This window comes from Flavobacterium tistrianum, from assembly GCF_003254545.1.
Classification (GTDB): domain Bacteria; phylum Bacteroidota; class Bacteroidia; order Flavobacteriales; family Flavobacteriaceae; genus Flavobacterium; species Flavobacterium tistrianum.
Genome location: NZ_QJRH01000071.1, coordinates 332273 through 351992, shown reverse-complemented (window position 1 = coordinate 351992; position 19720 = coordinate 332273). Strand labels below are relative to the sequence as shown.

Below are 19720 nucleotides of genomic sequence, written 5' to 3'. Positions count from 1 at the left end.
TCAAAATCATATATCAAACCCGACAGGTTTTAAAAACTTGTCGGGTTTTATTTTTAACAAACAAAAAAGATTTCTATAAAAAATGTGCTTTATTAAGAATAACTCCTTAATTTTAAGATATCAAATAAGTTACTATTTCTCAACTACATAAACGCTGTAATCTTGAAAAAAACATCTTATTTATTCGTTTTCTTGTTTTTACTTAGCCTTCCGCAGATTATTTTTTCTCAGGAAAAAAAGCCTAAAGTCGTATTAGTTTTAAGCGGTGGAGGCGCAAAAGGAATTGCACATATTCCTCTTTTACAGAAATTAGACTCTCTTCACATTGTTCCAGACCTTATTGTTGGAAACAGTATGGGAAGTATTATAGGTGGCTTATATGCAATGGGATATTCTGGCGACAGCATAGAAAAAATCACTAAAGATATTTATTGGGATAAACTCTTAGGCGGTGGACAGTCATTACGAGCTGTAAGCGCCGAAGAAAAAAGAGAATTTCAACGGTATTTAGTCGGAATAGGTGTTAAAGATGGAAAACTTAACAGCATTGGTTCTCTACTAAATGATCAAAATTTAAGAGAATATCTTTCCGAACTAACTTTCCCTGTATACAATGTTAAAGATTTTGATAGTCTGCCGATTCCTTTCAGGGCGATGGCTACAGACTTGGTCGAAGGAAAAGAAGTTATTTTAAGCAAAGGAAGTTTATCTTACGCCATGCGTGCCAGCATGTCGCTACCAGCCATCTTTAAACCAATGCCCTACGGAAAAACAGTTTTGGTAGACGGTGGCGTATTAAACAATTTCCCAACTGATGTTGCCAAACAAATGGGTGCCGATATTATTATTGGAAGTGATGTCGGAGGCGGAATGGAACCTGTAGACAAGCTTAACAATCTTATGACTATATTAATGCAGACTAGTATGTTTCCGAGTAACATTAAAAATCCTGCAAACCGTGATTTATGTACAATACTGGTTGATCATTTACCAAACCTTCGCTTCTCTACTGCCGATTTTGCCAATAGCAATGAAATTTACAAAGACGGTAAAATTGCCACAAATCAGAATCTTCCCGCTTTAATTGCTCTATCAGAAAAGTTAAAGGGATTTCAGCAGCGAACCCACAAATTGCCCGACATGCCAAATGAGTTTGTTCTAGATACTATAGTTTATAAAAAAATAAGTCCGGAAAATATGCCGTTGGTTGTCGGAAGAGCCAATCTTAAAACTCATGTAAAATATACCACCAAAGATTTAATTGCAGGAATTAACAGAGCAATGGGAACCAATCTTTTTGATGAGATTACGTATAGTTATTTCATTAAAGACGAAGACAAATTAGGCATTACATTATTCGGATTTGAACGCGCTAAAAATCAGTTAAACACTTCTATTCATTATGACACTTATAGAGGTGTCGGAATAATTTTTAACTACACAGGAAGAAACGTACTTGCCGATGCATCGCGTCTTCTTTTAACGGTAGATATTGCCGAACAGCCAAAAGCCAGAATCAATTATCAGAAAAATTTTGGGCAACACCGAGAATGGTGGTGGATGTCTGAAGCTTATGGGGCTTTACTTCGCCAAGAAATTTACATTAATGGTAAAGCATCAGACAATATACTTTATAACACTCTTGAAATCAACAATGAGGTAAACAGAAATTTAAATTCTCTAAAAAGCTATTTAGGTTTTGGACTAAACTACAGCTACACCAATCTAAAACCAAAATATGACCGAGAATACAATCCCAATTCTTTGAGTATTAACAACTATAGCTTTAATAACATCGAACTAAACTTGCATTATTCTTATAATGACATGGATAGAGTTTTCTTTGCCACCGACGGAACCATTATAAAATCAAACATTGCACGATCATTTCTTACCGATCTAGATGCTTCATTTTCAGACCCAGACTTAACACGTGTTTCGGGCTCTACAAATGGCTACACCAAATTTGGTTTAACCTATGAAAAGAGATTGCCCATAAAAAAGAAAATTACAGGAATCATAGGATTTGATTATTATTTTATTTTTCAAGATAAAGTTAAACATGACGACATTCCGTTTTCAGGATTTGGATACGCTGCAAAATATTTCATAGGTGGCATTATACCAAGTTCTGGCAGCAACCGTTTCTCGTTTGCAGGGCTTCATGAAGACGAACTCAATGTGACACAATATATGGGTCTTAAACTTGGATCTCAAATAAACTTAATCGGAAAAATTTATCTTACGCCTCATTTCAATGTTGCCTCTGTTGGCTTTGATAATTTCAACGATTATATAAAACATGCCTTCGATCCAAAAGGAAATTGGGATGAGAATATCGATACCAGTCTTGTAATATCAGGAGGTGCAGCGATTTCCTATCAATCCATTTTAGGTCCAATTCATTTTGACACTTCTTGGATCAATAATATAGACAAAGTACGAGTATTTTTCAGTGTAGGATTATCATTCAATCCGTAGAAAAATATTTTAAATCTAAATAATCTGGGCGTGCCATAATTTAAAAAAAGGCCTAAATATGCTTTGTCTACATTAGGCCTTTTCTTAAATCATGTCGGACTATCCGCTCCGCCGCGGCGGATAGCTCCTATCCCTCACGCAAATCAGAATTCATAAAAAGTCTTATTCTTATTTATGACTTCGAAAATTATAAGTTTAAATTTGAAACCCCTTAACTTATAAAAAAGGGAGAAAAGAAAATTATGATCGAAAAAGTTTTATGCGAAATACACGGTACAAAAGAAATGACTTTTGGCTGTATTCACATTGCAATGGCAACAGACTCCAAAGAAAAAGTAGGTTTTTACTATTCAGAAGCCGAAGAAGATCTCCCTCAAATTGCTTGGTGCGGAGAATGCGAACAATGGCTTCTTGATAATGGTGAAGAATGGACTGACATTTTTCAAACCAAAGCCGATTTTAAAATGCTATGCATTGATTGTTTTGATGAAGTAAAAAATAATGAAACAGAAGTTCATATTCGATAAATTACTTTCCATTTCAAACAAAACTTAATTTTGTAAAAAACGAAAATCATGAAAAACTTTTTATTCCTATTTATCGCCATTGTTTTCGAAATCATTGCTACCTCAGCATTAAAAAAGTCTGAAGAATTCACAAAACTTATTCCTAGCATTATTACCATTATTGGATATTGTGGCGCTTTTTATTGTTTGAGTTTCGCCATCAGAACCATTCCCGTCGGATTCGCTTATGCCATTTGGTCTGGAGTCGGAATTGTATTAATTACTGCAATTGGTGCTATTTTTTTTAAAGAAATTCCAGATTTACCAGCGATTATTGGCTTAGCTTTAATTATAATTGGCGTTGTTGTGATCAATGTTTTTTCTAAAACTACGGCGCATTAAACTTTTTGAATCAACAAATGATACTATCATTTGATACTATCATAAACAGTATTTCTCTAAAAATCAAAACATTGATCATTTTCAAAAAAGCAACAATTTCAGATTTAAGCGAAATGCAGCAATTGTATATGGAAACCATACAATCTGTCTGCAAAAACGATTATAATACAGCTCAAATAGAAGCCTGGATTTCTGGCGTAAAAAATAAAGAACGATGGATTAAAGTCATTGAAAAACAATTTGTTTTATTAGCTATTATCGAAAACAAAATTGCAGGTTTCGGAACCTTAAAAGATGGTAATTACATTGATTTCTTCTACATTCACAAAGATTTTCAGCGACAAGGAATTGCAGACAAAATTCTAAACGAATTAGAAATTGAAGCTAGAAAGCACCATTCAAAAATAATAACATCAGATATCAGCATAACAGCAAAACCATTTTTTGAAAAGAAAGGATTTACCGTAAAAGCTGAGCAGAAAAATATTCGCTTGGGCGTTGAATTAATTAACTTTAAGATGGAAAAAGAAATATAATGAGCAATGTAATCTCGCAAAGGCGCAGAGCCGCTAAGTTATATTTTAAGTTCACTTACCTTTGTGGGCTTACTTTGAGATACTTCGGCTTCGCTTATAAAGACAAAATTGAAAAAAACTTTGCGCCTCTGCGTCTTTGCGAGATTAAAAACATTGCGAACTTTGCATATCCCGATAGTTATCGGGATTGCGCTCTTTGCGGTTAAAAAACTCAGCAAGTTTCGGATTTTTTATCTGTCAAAACCAATCGATCTTTGCCTTATAAAATGGAAGAAAAATGAACACACAAGAAACCATTAATTATAACCGTATTGCAGAAGCAATCGATTATATCAAAGCAAATTTTAAAGATCAGCCCAATCTTGATGAAGTGGCAGAAAAAGTGCATTTAAGTCCGTTTCACTTTCAGAGACTTTTTAGTGAATGGGCAGGAACAAGTCCGAAGAAGTTTTTACAATTTACAAGCATCGAATACGCCAAAAAATTACTTAAAGAAAATCAAGCAACGATTTCTGAAACGGCATACGAAACTGGACTTTCAGGCACGAGCCGACTTCATGATTTATTTGTCAATATCGAAGGAATGACTCCTGCCGAATATAAAAACGGCGGAAAAAATCTAGCCATCAATTATAGTTTTGCCGAAAGTCCGTTTGGGAATATTATTGTTGCATCGACTTCAAAAGGCGTTTGTTTTATGGCTTTCGCCGAAGATGAAATAAATGGACTTATCGCATTAAAAGATAAATTTCCGAATGCTTCTTTTACCCAAAAACTAGATTTGGCACAGCAAAATGCATTATTCATTTTCCAAAATGATTGGAGCAAATTATCTGAAATTAAACTGCATTTAAAAGGGACAGATTTTCAACTGAAAGTCTGGGAAGCTTTACTTAAAATTCCAATGGGACAGCTTTCTACTTATGGAACAATTGCAAACCAAATTCAAAAACCAAATGCTTCTCGCGCTGTCGGAACCGCAATTGGAAGCAATCCTGTTGCGTTTCTTATTCCATGCCATCGCGTGATCCAGTCTTCTGGAACTTTTGGCGGTTACATGTGGGGAAATACCAGAAAAACAGCAATAATTGGCTGGGAAGGTGCGCATATAAATCTATAAGTTTTTCTGCCACGAATTCACGAATTTTCTTTTTAAAATCTTTGCGATTATTTATTCGAATTAATTCGAATAATCAGATAACGCATTTGAAAAAATAATTCGTGAATTCGTGGCGAAAAAAAAATCTAAATCTTATGCAAAATATACAATCAAAAATTGCTTCCCAAAACTGGGAGAGCATCACCGAATCTATGCACGAAAATGGATTCGCAATCATTCCGAAAGTCCTTAATAATAAACAATGTGAAGACTTGAAATTCGATTATGATAATCCAAATTCCTACCGAAAAACGGTTGTAATGGAACGTTATCGATTTGGTTTAGGCGAATACAAATATTTCAATTATCCGTTGCCTGATTTAATTCAGAATATTCGATCTTCGATTTATCCAAAATTAGCGCCAATTGCCAATGCTTGGATGAAAGCCTTAAATATCGATACAGTATTTCCAGCAAAACATGAAGATTTACTAAAACAATGCCATGACAATAATCAGCTCAAAGCAACAGTTTTAATTTTAAAATATGGCGAAAGTGGTTTTAATACTTTGCATCAAGATTTATATGGAGATGTTTATTTTCCTATTCAAATTGTACTTTTTCTAAATGAACCCGATGAGGATTTTACTGGCGGTGAATTTGTTCTGACTCAACAAACACCAAGAGCACAATCTAAAGCGATTGTTTTAAAACCCAAAAAAGGAGATATTTTGGTTTTTACAACCAATTTTAGACCTGTAAAAGGCACGAAAGGTTATTATCGGGTGAATATGAAACATGGAGTGAGCGAAATTCATTCTGGTGAACGTTTTACATTGGGAATTATTTTTCATGATGCGCTTTCGTGATTTTTGCTCGCAAAGTCGCGAAGTCGCCAAGAGATATTTTTAAGACTTAGCAAACTTAATTTTTTAAGATTAATAGGCTCTAAACTTTGCGATTCTGCGACTTTGCGAGAAATAAATCTTTAACAATTTAATTATGATCAAGCATAGTAAAATTTCAGATTCAGAACTTCGAAATAAAATTAAAAAAGGCGAAATTTGTTTTGGTGGCAACCAAAAACTAAAAATCTACGGAACGCTTAAATGTTCTTCGGGAAAAAGAATGAAACGGGAGAATCGTGTCTTCTTTTCTTCTGAAAATGACGCCAAACAAAATGGTTTCAGGCCTTGCGGTCATTGTATGAAATTGGAATATCAAAAATGGAAAAATGGACTTATTTAATCCGCAAATAGACGAAACAACCAATCTGCTTCCGAAAGATGGAACGGTGAATTATTACGGAAAATTATTCTCGAGAACAGAAGCCGATTTCTATCGTGATATTTTATTAAATACAATTGAATGGAAAAATGACGAGGCCATTATCTTTGGAAAATTAATTTTAACCAAAAGAAAAGTTGCATGGTATGGCGATCAGGAATTTGAATACACATATTCGAATACAACCAAAAAAGCTTTGCCTTGGACACCTGAACTTTTGGAACTAAAAAAAGTTATTGAAGAAAAAACAGGAGAAACTTTCAATTCCTGTCTACTGAATTTGTATCATTCTGGCGAAGAAGGAATGGCTTGGCACAGCGATGCCGAAAAAGATCTGAAGAAAAATGGCGCAATTGGATCTGTAAGTTTTGGAGCCGAACGTAAATTTGCTTTCAAACATAAAGAATCTAAAGAAACCGTTTCTCTTATTTTGGAACATGGAAGTTTATTGGTCATGAAAGATGAAACACAAACACATTGGCTTCATCGATTGCCTCCAACAAAAAGCACTCAGAAACCAAGAGTTAATTTGACTTTTAGAACTATTGTAAGATAGAAATGTTACTTCTTTGAAGCTACCGTTTCGTAAGATCGTATCAAGGCATCTTCAAGCATTTCGGGCCTCACTCTTAAAAGTTCGACAATTGTCCAGCCCTGTTTTCCCCATTTATTTGGAACTTCATAAAAGATCTTTTCGCTTGAAGCACAAAAGACTGATTGATCAATTTCGTTTAATTTTAAAACGGCTTGATTATTTTTTTCATCAAAAGTGGCAAAAATCTTCTTTTTAACTCGAAAGGAAGCTTTCTCAAAATGAGGCTCTTCGGTCGCATTAGGAAATGATAACGCTAATTTTCTAAATTCTTCAATTGAAATCATATCGGCTATTTTAGTTAGACCTAACAGGTTTTAAAAACCTGTTAGGTCTTCGTTATGTAAAATTTACCAGCCTTGATTTAATCCATTCTTCAAGACTTCTTTATATTTGTCCTTATCAAAAGAATATAAGTTTGGGGCTTTGTGGGCCACATTGCTTTTCTTTTCGTCAAGTTTAGTTAGAATTCCAATATTGGTAATTTTGCGTAAAAAATTTCGGCGGTCCAACTTTTTGTCCAAAATCGTTTCGTATAGTTTTTGCAATTCTGGAATAGTAAATTTTTCAGGCAATAAATTATAACCAATTGGCATTAAATTCAATTCGATTCGTAAAGTATCTAGAGCTTTATCCAAAATTTCACGATGATCCAAAATAAGTTCGGGAACTTCTTTATGGTCAATCCATTCTACAACTTGAAGTTTGCCTGCCGGATTTGGATGAATTTTAGAAAAATCCACCAAAGCATAATAACCAATCGTCACAAAACGACGCATAAGCCATTTCCCTTTTTCTTCTTCAATTTTCAGATATTCTAATATCTTTTTATCAAAATGCTGATCGTTACGATTTACTTTTCCAAAAGTTGCAAATTGTCTCAAGAAAACTCCATCAACACCAGTTCTGCTATTCAATACTGTGATTGCAGCCGTATCTATATCCTGATCAACAGGAATAAATCCGCCGGGTAAAGACCATTTATTGGCTCGTTCCACTTTAATCAATAAAACTTTTAACTGATTATCATGAAAACCAAAAATGACACAATCTATAGAAAGTCCCGGCTGGTAATTTTCGTTATTATCTATAATGTCTTTTAACATCAAAAATCTATATAAATTCTTCTTTTAATAACTCTGCAATTTACTTCATTTTTATAAAACACACGTATTTTTATAAAGAGATGATTTTCAATCAAAACAGAAGTGTCCAAACTACAATTTTAACGAAAATTTAAAATCAAATTTAAAAAAAATAAGTACATTGCGTCATAATAACACATTAATGATTTTAATTGTTAAAATTGAAATCAAAACAAAAGAAAAATAATACAAAACTACTATTTATCTTCAAAGTGAGTGTAGAAATTAAATGTAGAAAATCATGAATGCCAATCCGTTAAAAAATTTTAATCAGAAGATTAGAAGTAAAATTCTAAATTCTTTTGGGTTTGTTTCTAAAACCTATCTTTTAGAAGCCTCATTGAAATACAGTGAAGAACAAGAAAGAATTTTCAATGAAATGATTGTTGAAACTGATGCGAAAAACAAAAAAGAAAAGCAAGAAGCATTCGACAAAGCTTTGTACGCTTCTTATAAAGGAATTGGTGCCATGGATTTTGTAAATACTGTCATAAAATAACCTTGTCCCTGTTTATAATTTATAATGTGGCCTCACTTTTAGTGAGGCTTTTTTTTTATTATAAATTTCACAATAAAATGAAAGAAAATGGTCATTTATTAATTATTTTAGCTGTTTTAAAAGTAAGAATATACCCCTATAGAAAAAGTACATGGAAAACATCATTGAATCAGAAAGCTACAAAATTCAAAAACCAGAAAGCTGGGCGCCTACAATTAACGACGATCAACTTATTGACTATATAAAAGAATCCGATTTCTCGAACAAACAAGTTGACGAAGGACGTGATTTCTGCTATTTCTTAGATAAAGTTTATTACACAAGCGATACTGAAAACAGTGAATATGCTTGCGTTGCTTATACACTTAACGAACCATCAAACCTAGAAAGTGCTTCGGTACGAGATGTTGTTGTAGAAGAAAACGAGACTTATGTTATTCATAGAATCAGTGTTTTAAGAGATGGCGTTTTAATTGATAAAATCGCAGATACTAAAATTAAAGTTTTAGATAGCGAAAATCAAAGTGAAGGCGGTATCCTGAGCAGCAATAAAAAAGTAAACATTACTATTAAAGATTTACGTCTTTATGATGTCTTGATTACCGAAGATTCTCGCACAAAGGTTTTTACAGATCGCGATTTTATGCGAAAAGAATTTCTTAAATATGTGTATGTAACGCCAAGTTCTTATTGGGCTTACGGAAAGTATAAGTTTTCTTTTATCAATGATAGAAAGGAAACAATCGCTTACAAAAAAACATTTTTCAGAAATGAAGAAGGGAATGTTATAGAACCCGAAATCAATCACCTGAAAAAAGGAGAGCGTTTTATTATTGAAAAAGAGAATTACATTAATTCTTTTGACGTTAATAGAGAAATTGCTCCTTTTATTGATTTTGCTACAGACCGTAATTGGATCGATTTATCTAATTATATTTCTCCGCTCTATGAAGAAATATACAATAAAGCTTCTCTAAAAGAATTTGCTCCAAATCTTGTTGAAAAGCTCGATGCCATTGCAGATCAGGACGAGAAGCTGCAATTTGCGATTGATTATGTACAGAATCACGTCTACTATATTTTTAATGCTGATGAAATGAACGGCCACAAACCGCAAGAACCATCAGTAACTTATGAAAATAAACAAGGTGATTGTAAAGCAAAATCGGTTTTACTGAAAGTGGTTCTAGATTATATTAATGTTGATTCTTCTGTCGTATTGGTAAACTTTAACTCAGATCATTACATCAAATATTACCTTCCGTCGCTGTTGACTTTTAATCATGTTATTGTAAAAATTAATTACAAAGGCGAAACTTATTTTGTTGATGCAACTTCGAGAGATGAATTTGGTTTAATTGAAAACCGTGGCTACATCTATTTTATGCATTATTTGGAAGTGAAACCAAATCAGGAATTGGCGATTAAAGAACCTCATAAATTTTCTTATTATGGCATAAATGAGAAAGTAGATTTTAGTGCTCAAAATAATACTGGAAAGCTAAAACTGGTTACCACTTACAAAGGAAATCGTGCCAATTATATGCGTAAATATTTCAAAAATACTAACAAAAGAGAAATCATTGACAGCTGGAATAATTTCTTGTTTTATGCTTTAAATTATTCTAGTGATCGAAACGGAACCGATATCAGAACTATTTTTAAAGATGCAGCAATTGAGATTGTAAGTGATGACAAAAAGCTGAACGAGTTTACAATTCAGTATAACACTTCGATCGAAAACCCTTATTTTACAGATACTGAAAAGAATCGTTTTTTAATGTATTTTGATAGAAATGTGGTTAAAAATTCTGCGCGCGATTTTATGCACAGCGATCTTTCTTTCTGGCATAATTTTGATAACGAAAAATACGAGATCAATTTAACGACAGATCAGAAAATAGATACTCAAGAGAAATATACTATTCAGGAAAGTACCATTGCTAATCCGTATTTTGATTATACTAGCCGTAAAAAAGTGACTAAAAATGGCGCTTCTATAATTGTCGATTTTAAACCGTTGATCAATCTAGAAATTCCAAGTGAAGATTTTGAAGATTTTAGAAATGCACATCATGAAGTTGCTGACAGTAATTTCGGAATTGGAATTGATATTATTGAAGAAGGTTTATTGAATATGCTGAAATATAGTTTTAAGAAACGACTTAAATAATTTTGATAAAAAAACGGGGCTCAAAAGAAGCCCCGTTTTTTATTTAGTTTACTAATTCAAAATCAGATTTTAATTTAATATCTGCTGACGAAGCTCCGATCATAACTTCGAAATCTCCTGGTTCAGCAACCCATTCCAACTTATTGTTGTAGAAAGAAAGTTTCTCTTTGTCAATTGTAAATTCGATTGTTTTAGATTCTCCAGCGTTTAATTTCAATTTTTGGAAATCTTTCAATTCTAAAACTGGTCTCACAACAGATCCAAATTTATCTTTCAAATACAATTGAACTACTTCTTCCCCGGCAACTTTCCCTGTATTTTTCAATTGGAAAGAAACTTTAATTGTTTCATTGCTTTTTATTTTCGTTGAAGATAATTTCAATCCAGAATAATCAAACGTTGTATAGCTCAAACCGTATCCAAAAGGAAATTTTGGAGAATTCTTTAAATCGATATAAGCCGAAACATAATTTGTTGAGTCTTCATTTTTAGCTGGTCTTCCTGTACTGAAGTGATTGTAATAAATTGGCACTTGTCCTACTTCTCTTGGAAAAGTCATTGGTAATTTTCCTGATGGATTGTAATCTCCAAATAAAACATTTGCAATTGCATTTCCAGCTTCAGTTCCTAACCACCATGTGTACAAAATTGCAGGAACATTATCTGCAGTCCAATTGAAAACAAGAGGTCTTCCTGCATTAATTAAAACTACAACTGGTTTTCCTGTAGCCATAACTGCTTTTATCAAATCTTCCTGAACTCCTGGCAAATGAATATCGCTTCGGCTTTTCGCCTCACCGCTCATATCGTGTCTTTCACCAACACTCAAAATAACAACATCAGCTTGTTTGGCAGTTGCAACAGCTTCTGCAAAACCATCTTTGTTGTCCCCCGTAACCTCACAGCCTTTTGCGTACAATAGTTTAGTGTTTTTGCCTACTTTATTTTGCAAACCATCCCATTGAGAAACTACCCATTTATCGTAATTTACTTCTGGTAATTCTACAGCCCAAAAGCCCATATTAGCTTTGTATTCTTTTACCATTGGTCCGATAAAAGCAATTGTTTTGGTACTTTTTGAAATTGGTAAAGTCTGATTTTCATTCTTTAATAAAACGATACTTTTCTCAGCCATTTCAAGAGCTGCTTTTCTATGTTCAGGATTTCCCAAAGCCTTTTCTTCTCTTTTTGGATCTGAATATTTATAAGGATCATCAAATAATCCTAATTCAAATTTCTTGCGAAGAATACGTCTTACAGCATCGTCAACTAAATCTATAGAAACTCTGCCTTCTTTTACTAACTCTGCCAAATTCTTGCGGTATGCATTACTTTCCATATCCATATCGCTTCCCGCAGTAATTGCCGAATAAGCGGCTTCTTTTAGATCTTTAGAATAACCATGAGCAACCATTTCTCCAATTGAACCCCAATCTGAAACTACGAATCCTTGAAAGTTCCATTTTCCTTTTAGAATATCTCTTTGCAGATGTGCATTTCCAGTTGCTGGAATTCCGTTAATATCGTTGAACGAATTCATGAATGTCGCTGCTCCAGCGTCTAAAGCTGCTTTGAAAGGAGGCAAATACGTTTCTAAAAGCATTCTTTCGCTCATATCTACAGAGTTGTAATCTCTTCCTCCAACACCTGCACCATAAGCTGCAAAGTGTTTTACGCAAGCCATAACCGAGTTTAAATCTCCCAATTTATTGCCTTGAAAACCTTTTACTCTGGCATAAGCAATTTTAGATCCTAAATAAGTATCTTCTCCTGCACCTTCCATCACACGCCCCCAACGCGGATCACGGCCAATATCTACCATTGGCGCAAATGTCCAGTGAATTCCGCTTGCTGCAGCTTCTGTCGCTGCAACTCTTGCGCCTAATTCGATTGCAGCTAAATCCCAGCTTGCAGCTTCTGCTAAAGGAAGAGGAAAAGTAGTTTTGTATCCGTGAATTACATCTTGTCCAAACAACAATGGAATTTTAAGTCTTGACTGCATTGCCAATTCCTGATATTGTCTGGTATATTTTGTTCCGATAACATTTAGCATCGAACCAATTAAACCTGCTTTTATTTCGGCCTGTTTGTTCGGATTAATTGTAATTGGACCTGTTGCCTGATTGTCGCCAGTATACTGATTCAGCTGGCCGACTTTTTCTTCAATTGTCATTTTTTTCAACAGATCGTTGACTTTCTGATCTATTGTCTGCTGTTGTGCCGACGCAAAAAGCGAAAGTATAAACAGTGTAATTGTAGTTACTTTTTTCATGTATTTAAAGCTATTTACCAAACGTAAGTTGCAACTGCACCTGCGTTTAGAGTGGTTGTGGTTTGTTTTTGGTTGTATTTGATATTAAATGTTTCAGCCGAAGCTCCATCATTTTCTACAATTAAAACGGTTTGTCCTGATGGAGTTTTGAAAGCCACATTATATAAGCTTCCTGCAATATTACTTCCAATCCTTACGGAGCCTTCTGGAACAAATTTAGAAGCATGTCCGATAATATAATATCCTACTTCTCTTTTGATGTTCTGATTCTGATCAATCATCAAGGCTCCTTTACAAGTTGAACATCCTCCTGGCGTAAAAGGTTTGTAGAACTCATCATTTGCCAATCCCCACGAAAGTGCATTTTTACTCCAGTTTCTCATAGAACCAATTACCACATTTTTCACGCTCCATTTTAAATCAGTTTCAAAATTGGTTCCTGTTCCTGTATATTGTTCTGTAAAATACAAATCTTTATTTGGAAATTCATTATGAACAGTTGATAAAGCGCTGATATCTCCTTCGTACAAATGGAAAGCCGATCCTGTTACAAACGGATTTGCTTTTGGATCTCTTAAAATTGTCAAAGGGTATTCTGGTTTGTTACAGTTGTGATCATAAACGATAATTTTGGTTTTGATTCCTGCTTTCGCGAAAGCGGGACCTAAATGATTCCCGATAAAATCTGCCTGCTGTTCTGCCAACATTAACAAACTCGGATTGTTTCCTGGGTGCAATGGTTCATTTTGCGGAGTAATCGCATCAATAACAATTCCGTGCGATTTCATTGCTTGAATATATTTTACAAAATACTGCGCGTAAACTCCATAATATTTTGGCTGTAAACTTCCGCCTTTAGAACTTCCGTTGTCTTTCATCCAAACTGGAGGCGACCACGGAGAACCCATTATTTTAATTTTAGGATTTATAGCTAAAATCTCTTTTAAAACCGGAATTACATCGTCTAAATCTGGACCAAGATTAAAGTGCTCCAAATTCATATCGGTTTGTCCTTCTGGCATATCATCATACGAAAAAACTTTTTCATTCAAATCTGATGCTCCAATACTTATTCTTAAATAACTTAGACCAATTGCATTGTCTTTTCTTGAAAATAATTCCTGAAGTAACGCTTCTCTTTTTTGCTTATCTAATTTTTTGATAGCTTGAGCGCTTCCTCCTGTTAATGAGAATCCGAAACCTTCTATGGTTTGAAATTTCTCTGCTGGATTTACTTCAATAGTCTGATTTGAATTTGTTTCTGAATTAAAAACTAAATCAGTTTGTTTTTTAAGTTTTGAAGTTTCATCTGTAGTAGTAATCCAAGATTCTACTTTTCCAGAATTGGCAGTAACACTTTTTGAAGATCCACAGTTAAACTGCATCGCAATTAATGGCAGCAAAACTAGGATTTGAAGTTTTTTGTTGATGTTTTTCATTTTTAATCTATTTCTATTAAGACAGGCAAATGATCTGACGGATATTTTAAATCTTTAGAATCACTTAACACTGCGTGTTTTTGAACTTTTAAACCACTATTTTTTGAGATAAAAATGTAGTCTAATAATAAGGTTACGGGTTCATTGTGTTTGAAATCATTGAAAGTTCCTGAAGGTCCGAAAGGTTTTTCTATTGAAACATCTTTGGTATCGTCCATCACTTTTTTGATTTCTCCAATTTGCGTTGTGCTCGGTTCAGAATTAAAATCACCCATTAAAAAAGCTGGGTAATTTTTGGTGTTAAGCTCTTTCATTTTAGAAAGAACAAGCTGCACACCTTTCACTCTCGCTTCTTCTCCCATATGATCTAAATGCAAATTGAAAACCCAAAATAGTTTTTTAGTTTTTAAATCTTTAAAAAGTCCGTATGTGCAAACTCTGTTGCAGGCTGCATCCCAACCTCTTGAAACTACATTTGGAGTTTCAGATAACCAGAAAGTGTTAGATTGTTCGACTTTAAAACGGTCTTTTTTATAATAAATCGTACAAGCTTCTCCCAATCCGCCTTCTTCTCTTCCTAGTCCGAATCTGTTATAATTTGGCAGAGCCGATGCAATATCTAAAACTTGATTTGGCGTTGCTTCCTGAACTCCAAAAATTTCTGGACTATAAAACCCAATCTGAGAGGTGAAATAATCCTTTCGTTTTGGCCAAGCATTTTCTCCATCTGAAGCAACATCCAAACGGATATTATAAGTCATAATTTTTAAATTCTGACCATAAAATGAGTTCACGGTTAAAAGCAGCATTACTGCAAAAACAAGTTTGTTTATCTTTTTCATGTTAAAAAATTTTAATCTTGTAAAGCTAGTGTTTACGTGACTTTAAAGAAAAAAATCTATTTAAAAGTTATGTTAATTGTATACTCTTACGTAATCAATTTCGTAAGTTGCTCTTTGAAAGTTTGGATCTACAGTTCCTCCAAAATTTCCTCCCATTGCTAAATTTAAAATCACAAAGAATTTGGCATTAAATGGAGTTGTACTTGAATTTTTGTAGGTATAAAATAAATTATCATCTACATAGAATTTGATGTTTTCGGCATCCCATTCGGCAGCATAAATATGAAACTCTGTTGTCGAATTTGGAGCTGTAGTCGTTTTTGTATCTGGTGTATTTCCTGAACGTCCCGGAGAATGCAATGAAGAATGAATCACATTTGGATTGTTTCCAACTGATTCTAAAATATCAATTTCCCCGCATGACGGCCAACCAACTGTGTCTATATTATCTCCCAACAGCCAGAAAGCTGGCCAAGTACCACCTCCTACAGGTAATTTTGCGCGAACTTCTGCTCTTCCATATTTAAAAGAAAATTTACCTCTCGTTAGCATCCTTGTCGAAGTATATTGGCTTCCTTGGTAAGCTTCTTTGATTGCTGTGATTTTCAAAAGACCTCCTTCGATTTTTACATTTTCAGAGCGGTTTGTATAATATTGTAATTCGTTATTCCCAAAACCATTTCCATTTCCTAAATCATAACCCCATTTATTAGAATCAGGAGCTCCATCTGTATTAAATTCGTCTGACCAGATTAATTTTCTGGCTACGAAAATATTTACTGTTGTAGAAGTATTAGTATATTTTATTCCATTAAATGCGGTAACATCAATAGTATAAGTTTTGGTTCCAGGTTGTGTAAACTCATATGAAAAATTGTTTGTTGTAAACTCTTTTGTTTCGTTGTTTACCACAACTTTATATGACTTTGCATTAGGAGCATCGATCTTTAGATTAATTTTTCCGCTTCCGTCTCCATTTGGCAATTCAGCAGTTTTTCCAACTACATCAACTTGTACTGAGATTTTATCAGGAGCTACGACAGGAGTATCGGTCGTATCATTGTTACTGCTGCAAGACTGAAATACAAACAATAGGATTAAAGTAAATACTGCTGCTCTATTTGCGAGATTGATTATTTTCATCTTTTTATTATTTAAATGGTTTAGTTAATAAATTGAATATCAAGATAAATATTATTTCGTCTACTTTTTGTTTTTGTTTATGACAAAGTCAAAATAGTTCAGATTAAAACCTCCTTTTTCAAATACAGCTTTTACTTTATTTGAACCTGATTTCAATACAACATTAGATAAAACAACCGTTTTCCATTTATCATTTCCTCCCGTTGCAGGAAGCGAAATAACTGCTGATTTTGTTCCTCCATCAATTTCTAAATACAATTTCCCTTCTGCTTTTTCGCTCGAATAACGAATCGCAACATTGTAAGTTCCTTCTTTTCCATCGATAGTGTACTGAATCCATTCTCCATCTTCGATAAATGAAACTTGATAACCGTTTGAATCTTTATCCTTGCATGGTAAAATATCAACGCCATCATTTCTCATACTGTTGCCGCGATTCCATTGCTCGTCTTTTCCAGTTACCGATCTGTAATTTATAAAATCATTATCCGAATAAGCTTTTCCGTTGGTTCCTAAATCGTAATGCGTTGCCGCAATTTTGCCCGGAACTGCGTTCTTCTTGTATGGTTTTGTATCGTCGGTTTGCACTTGTCTAAACATCGCGTCTATTACATCTGGCTTAACAGTTACGTTTTCCATTTTGTAATTGTCTGCTATTTTCATCAAGGTCTTTTTTGCAAATTCTGGTGATGGTTTCTGACCGCCATCTTTCCAATATTTCAACAAAACATCGTATTCTGGAATTTTAGTAACTGATGTTACTCCAGCAATGTTGTCTATTTTTTTCATTGGCCAGAATGCCCATCCGATGTTGTTTGTTTCAACCAATGTCAATGCATCTTTAAACCAAACATTAGAATTTTCACCACTTTCTCCCATCCAGATTGGCACATTGTATTTTTCTCTGTAGCCCAACATCTGTTCGATCGAAGCTTTGTCAGTATAATTCCAATATTTGTGGAAACTTAAAGCTAGATTGTCATCCCATAACGGAAAAATACCGTTGTAGTTATTTCCCCAGCAGTTTCCTTCAATAAAAATTAAATGATTGGTATCAACTTCACGAATGGCTTTTGTAACTGCAACCATCAAATCTCTTAAAGGTCCGTTTGAATTTTCGTCGCAACCATTTTTATTTGATCCTGTGAAATTCCAGTTTGGTTCATTGATGATATCATAAGCTCCAATCCAAGGATTATCTCGATAACGAGAAGCCAATTTTTTCCATAAAGCAATCATTTTTTTCTGATTGGCTTCGCTCTGCCAAAGCGCTGGTTTTGTCGTATCAAAATCTGAAATCGCAGCGTCATTTCCTTGTCCACCTGGAGCAGCGTGCAAATCTAAAATCAGATATATTTTATTTTCTGCACACCATTTCAGCAAATTGTCAGTCATAGTAAAACCTTCTTCGATCCAAGTTATTTCACCGTTTTTTTCCTGCTCAATTGGTGGAGTATAAAGATTGTAATGCATGGGAAGACGAATAGAATTGAATCCCCATTTTGCTAAAGAATCGATATCTCGTTTAGTGATTCCGTTTGCTTTGTACGCTGCGTAGAATTCTTTTGTTCCCTCCACGCCAATTACGTCTTCTATTTTTTGTTTTATCTTATATTGCGGACTAGCAAATGGCTGTGTCTTTAGCATATAACCTTCCTGCACCATCCATCCGCCAAGGCCTAAACCTCTTAAAAGAACATTTTTGCCATTACCGTCGACAATTTTTTGTCCGTCTCTATGCAAAAAACCTTGTCCAAAAGAAGCTATCGAAATGAGAAGCTGTATTGTTAGAATTATTTTTTTCATACTGAATTGTCTTTAAATTTATTTCCAAGTGTAAGTTCCAACTGATCCCGCTTCAAGCGAAGTTGTTACCCATTTCCCGTTAAATTTAATGTTGAATGTTTCTGTTGCAGAGCCATCATTTTCAACGATCAATACTTTAGAACCCGAAGGCGTGATAAAAGCCACATTTTGTAAATTTCCGCCAGAATTGCTTTCAATTCTAGTAGATCCCATCGGAACAAATTTTGAAGCATGCGCAATAATGTAATATGCTACATTACGCTCAAAACTATCGCCTGAAGTTATAGTTATAGCACCTTTACACATGTTACATCCGCCGTCTGTATGAGGGCCAAAACTTGAATTGTTAGCCAGATTCCACTCTAATGCATTTCTACTGTAATTTCTCATTGATCCGATAATTACATTTCGAAGATGCCATTTTAAATCGCCTTCAAATTTTCCGTCAGAAGAAGTCCATTGCTCTGTAAAGTAGACGTTTTTGGTCGGGTACGAATTATAAACTTCTGTGAGAGCACTAATATCTCCTGCATATAAATGAAAAGCTGATCCATCTACAAAAGGAAATGCATCTGTATCTGCTAAAATTGTTTTTGGATAATTTGGATTATCGCAATTGTGATCGTAAGCAATGATTTTTACGTTTAGATTTGCCGCTTTAAATGCTGGACCTAAACTATTTTTTATAAAACTTGCCTGATCTGTTGCAGACATATACATACTTGGATTGTTTCCGTCATGCAAAGGTTCGTTTTGAGGAGTTACAGCATCAATCGTAATTCCTTCAGCTTTCATTTGCTGAATGTATTTTACAAAATATTTAGCGTAGACATCATAATATTCTGTTTTCAGTTTTCCGCCTTTAAAACTAGCAACATCTTTCATCCAAATAGGCGCAGACCAAGGTGTTGCTAAGATTAAAATTTTAGGGTTAATTGCCAAGATTTCTTTCAGCATGGCAATTAGATTTTTGTCTTTTTCTAAGCTAAATTTATCTAGATTTAAATCTGCTTGTCCAGTCGCAAGATCATTATAAGTAAAAGGAATTGCATTTAAATCTGAAGCTCCAATACTAATTCTAATGTAACTTACACCAATTGAGTTTTCGCCAGAACCAAATAACTCCTGTAAAAGAGCAGTTCTTTTTGTTGCATTTAATTGGTTTATAACATCTACACTTCCTCCAGTCAAAGTATATCCAAAACCATCAATGGTCTGATATTTTTGAGCTGCATTCACTTCAATATTAGCATAAGCATTTGCTGTTGTGCCAAATCCCAGTGTTACTGTTTGTTTCTCTAACAATGCACTTTGGTTTCCTTTTGTCAGCCAAAAATCGACATCTTTTGTAACTACCACTGGCGGATTTACCACTGGATCTACAGGCGGATTTTCTACAGGATCACTTGAAGAAGAGCATTTTACTTGAGCCAATACGGCTACCATTAAGAAAAATGCTTTTATGGTATTCTTTAAATTAAACTTCATTTTCTGTGGT

General features: G+C 34.2%; 18 protein-coding genes. 10 read left to right on the top strand and 8 right to left on the bottom strand.

Annotation, left to right across the window (positions count from 1 at the left end):
- Positions 1-162 precede the first annotated feature (162 nt).
- From DMB71_RS16485 to DMB71_RS16450, 8 genes are all read left to right on the top strand, one after another.
- On the top strand, positions 163-2481 hold the full coding sequence (locus DMB71_RS16485) for a patatin-like phospholipase family protein (protein ID WP_111367938.1): 2319 nt from the start codon (positions 163-165) through the stop codon (positions 2479-2481).
- Between the two features lie 242 nt (positions 2482-2723).
- Positions 2724-3008: a hypothetical protein gene (locus DMB71_RS16480; protein WP_111367937.1), complete on the top strand. Its 285-nt coding sequence runs from the start codon at positions 2724-2726 to the stop codon at positions 3006-3008.
- A gap of 48 nt (positions 3009-3056) precedes the next feature.
- Entirely contained in the window at positions 3057-3389 is a 333-nt protein-coding gene (locus DMB71_RS16475; RefSeq protein WP_111367936.1) for a DMT family transporter, read from the top strand.
- 17 nt (positions 3390-3406) lie between these two features.
- On the top strand, positions 3407-3925 hold the full coding sequence (locus DMB71_RS16470) for a GNAT family N-acetyltransferase (RefSeq protein WP_111367935.1): 519 nt from the start codon (positions 3407-3409) through the stop codon (positions 3923-3925).
- Between the two features lie 277 nt (positions 3926-4202).
- Positions 4203-5045 (top strand): bifunctional helix-turn-helix domain-containing protein/methylated-DNA--[protein]-cysteine S-methyltransferase, encoded by an 843-nt coding sequence (locus DMB71_RS16465; RefSeq protein ID WP_111367933.1) that lies wholly within the window; start codon positions 4203-4205, stop codon positions 5043-5045.
- Between the two features lie 134 nt (positions 5046-5179).
- Positions 5180-5893 carry a 2OG-Fe(II) oxygenase gene (locus tag DMB71_RS16460; protein ID WP_111368067.1) on the top strand — a complete coding sequence of 238 codons (714 nt, stop codon included), beginning with the start codon at positions 5180-5182 and terminating at the stop codon, positions 5891-5893.
- Positions 5894-6026: 133 nt separating this feature from the next.
- Complete coding sequence (locus DMB71_RS16455) at positions 6027-6272, top strand: Ada metal-binding domain-containing protein (protein WP_111367931.1); 246 nt, start codon at positions 6027-6029, stop codon at positions 6270-6272.
- On the top strand, positions 6259-6867 hold the full coding sequence (locus DMB71_RS16450; RefSeq protein ID WP_111367929.1) for an alpha-ketoglutarate-dependent dioxygenase AlkB family protein: 609 nt from the start codon (positions 6259-6261) through the stop codon (positions 6865-6867). Before DMB71_RS16455 ends, DMB71_RS16450 begins: the two co-directional genes overlap by 14 nt.
- A 5-nt stretch (positions 6868-6872) precedes the next feature.
- Here the strand turns inward: DMB71_RS16450 and DMB71_RS16445 are convergent, their stop codons facing one another.
- Both DMB71_RS16445 and DMB71_RS16440 read right to left on the bottom strand, forming a co-directional pair.
- Entirely contained in the window at positions 6873-7190 is a 318-nt protein-coding gene (locus DMB71_RS16445) for an MmcQ/YjbR family DNA-binding protein (protein ID WP_111367927.1), read from the bottom strand.
- A gap of 63 nt (positions 7191-7253) precedes the next feature.
- Complete coding sequence (locus DMB71_RS16440; RefSeq protein ID WP_111367925.1) at positions 7254-8009, bottom strand: NUDIX hydrolase; 756 nt, start codon at positions 8007-8009, stop codon at positions 7254-7256.
- A gap of 280 nt (positions 8010-8289) precedes the next feature.
- Here DMB71_RS16440 and DMB71_RS16435 point away from each other — a divergent pair, with 280 nt between their 5' ends.
- Together DMB71_RS16435 and DMB71_RS16430 are read left to right on the top strand one after the other, a co-directional pair.
- Positions 8290-8547 (top strand): hypothetical protein, encoded by a 258-nt coding sequence (locus DMB71_RS16435; protein ID WP_111367923.1) that lies wholly within the window; start codon positions 8290-8292, stop codon positions 8545-8547.
- 151 nt (positions 8548-8698) lie between these two features.
- Positions 8699-10720, top strand: a complete 2022-nt coding sequence (locus DMB71_RS16430; RefSeq protein ID WP_111367921.1) for a hypothetical protein — start codon at positions 8699-8701, stop codon at positions 10718-10720.
- 43 nt (positions 10721-10763) lie between these two features.
- On the opposite strand, the gene bglX is transcribed toward DMB71_RS16430, so the two are convergent.
- The 6 genes from bglX to DMB71_RS16400 form a co-directional block, all read right to left on the bottom strand.
- Complete coding sequence (gene bglX, locus DMB71_RS16425; protein ID WP_111367919.1) at positions 10764-12992, bottom strand: beta-glucosidase BglX; 2229 nt, start codon at positions 12990-12992, stop codon at positions 10764-10766.
- 14 nt (positions 12993-13006) lie between these two features.
- Positions 13007-14431 carry a glycoside hydrolase family 30 protein gene (locus DMB71_RS16420; RefSeq protein ID WP_111367917.1) on the bottom strand — a complete coding sequence of 475 codons (1425 nt, stop codon included), beginning with the start codon at positions 14429-14431 and terminating at the stop codon, positions 13007-13009.
- Between the two features lie 2 nt (positions 14432-14433).
- Complete coding sequence (locus DMB71_RS16415) at positions 14434-15273, bottom strand: endonuclease/exonuclease/phosphatase family protein (RefSeq protein ID WP_111367915.1); 840 nt, start codon at positions 15271-15273, stop codon at positions 14434-14436.
- A gap of 72 nt (positions 15274-15345) precedes the next feature.
- The gene (locus DMB71_RS16410; protein ID WP_111367913.1) at positions 15346-16416 is read right to left on the bottom strand and encodes a glycoside hydrolase family 16 protein; all 1071 of its coding nucleotides are present in this window, start codon (positions 16414-16416) and stop codon (positions 15346-15348) included.
- A gap of 60 nt (positions 16417-16476) precedes the next feature.
- Positions 16477-18222, bottom strand: a complete 1746-nt coding sequence (locus DMB71_RS16405) for a cellulase family glycosylhydrolase (protein ID WP_111367911.1) — start codon at positions 18220-18222, stop codon at positions 16477-16479.
- A gap of 18 nt (positions 18223-18240) precedes the next feature.
- Positions 18241-19710: a glycoside hydrolase family 30 protein gene (locus tag DMB71_RS16400; RefSeq protein WP_111367909.1), complete on the bottom strand. Its 1470-nt coding sequence runs from the start codon at positions 19708-19710 to the stop codon at positions 18241-18243.
- Positions 19711-19720 lie beyond the last annotated feature (10 nt).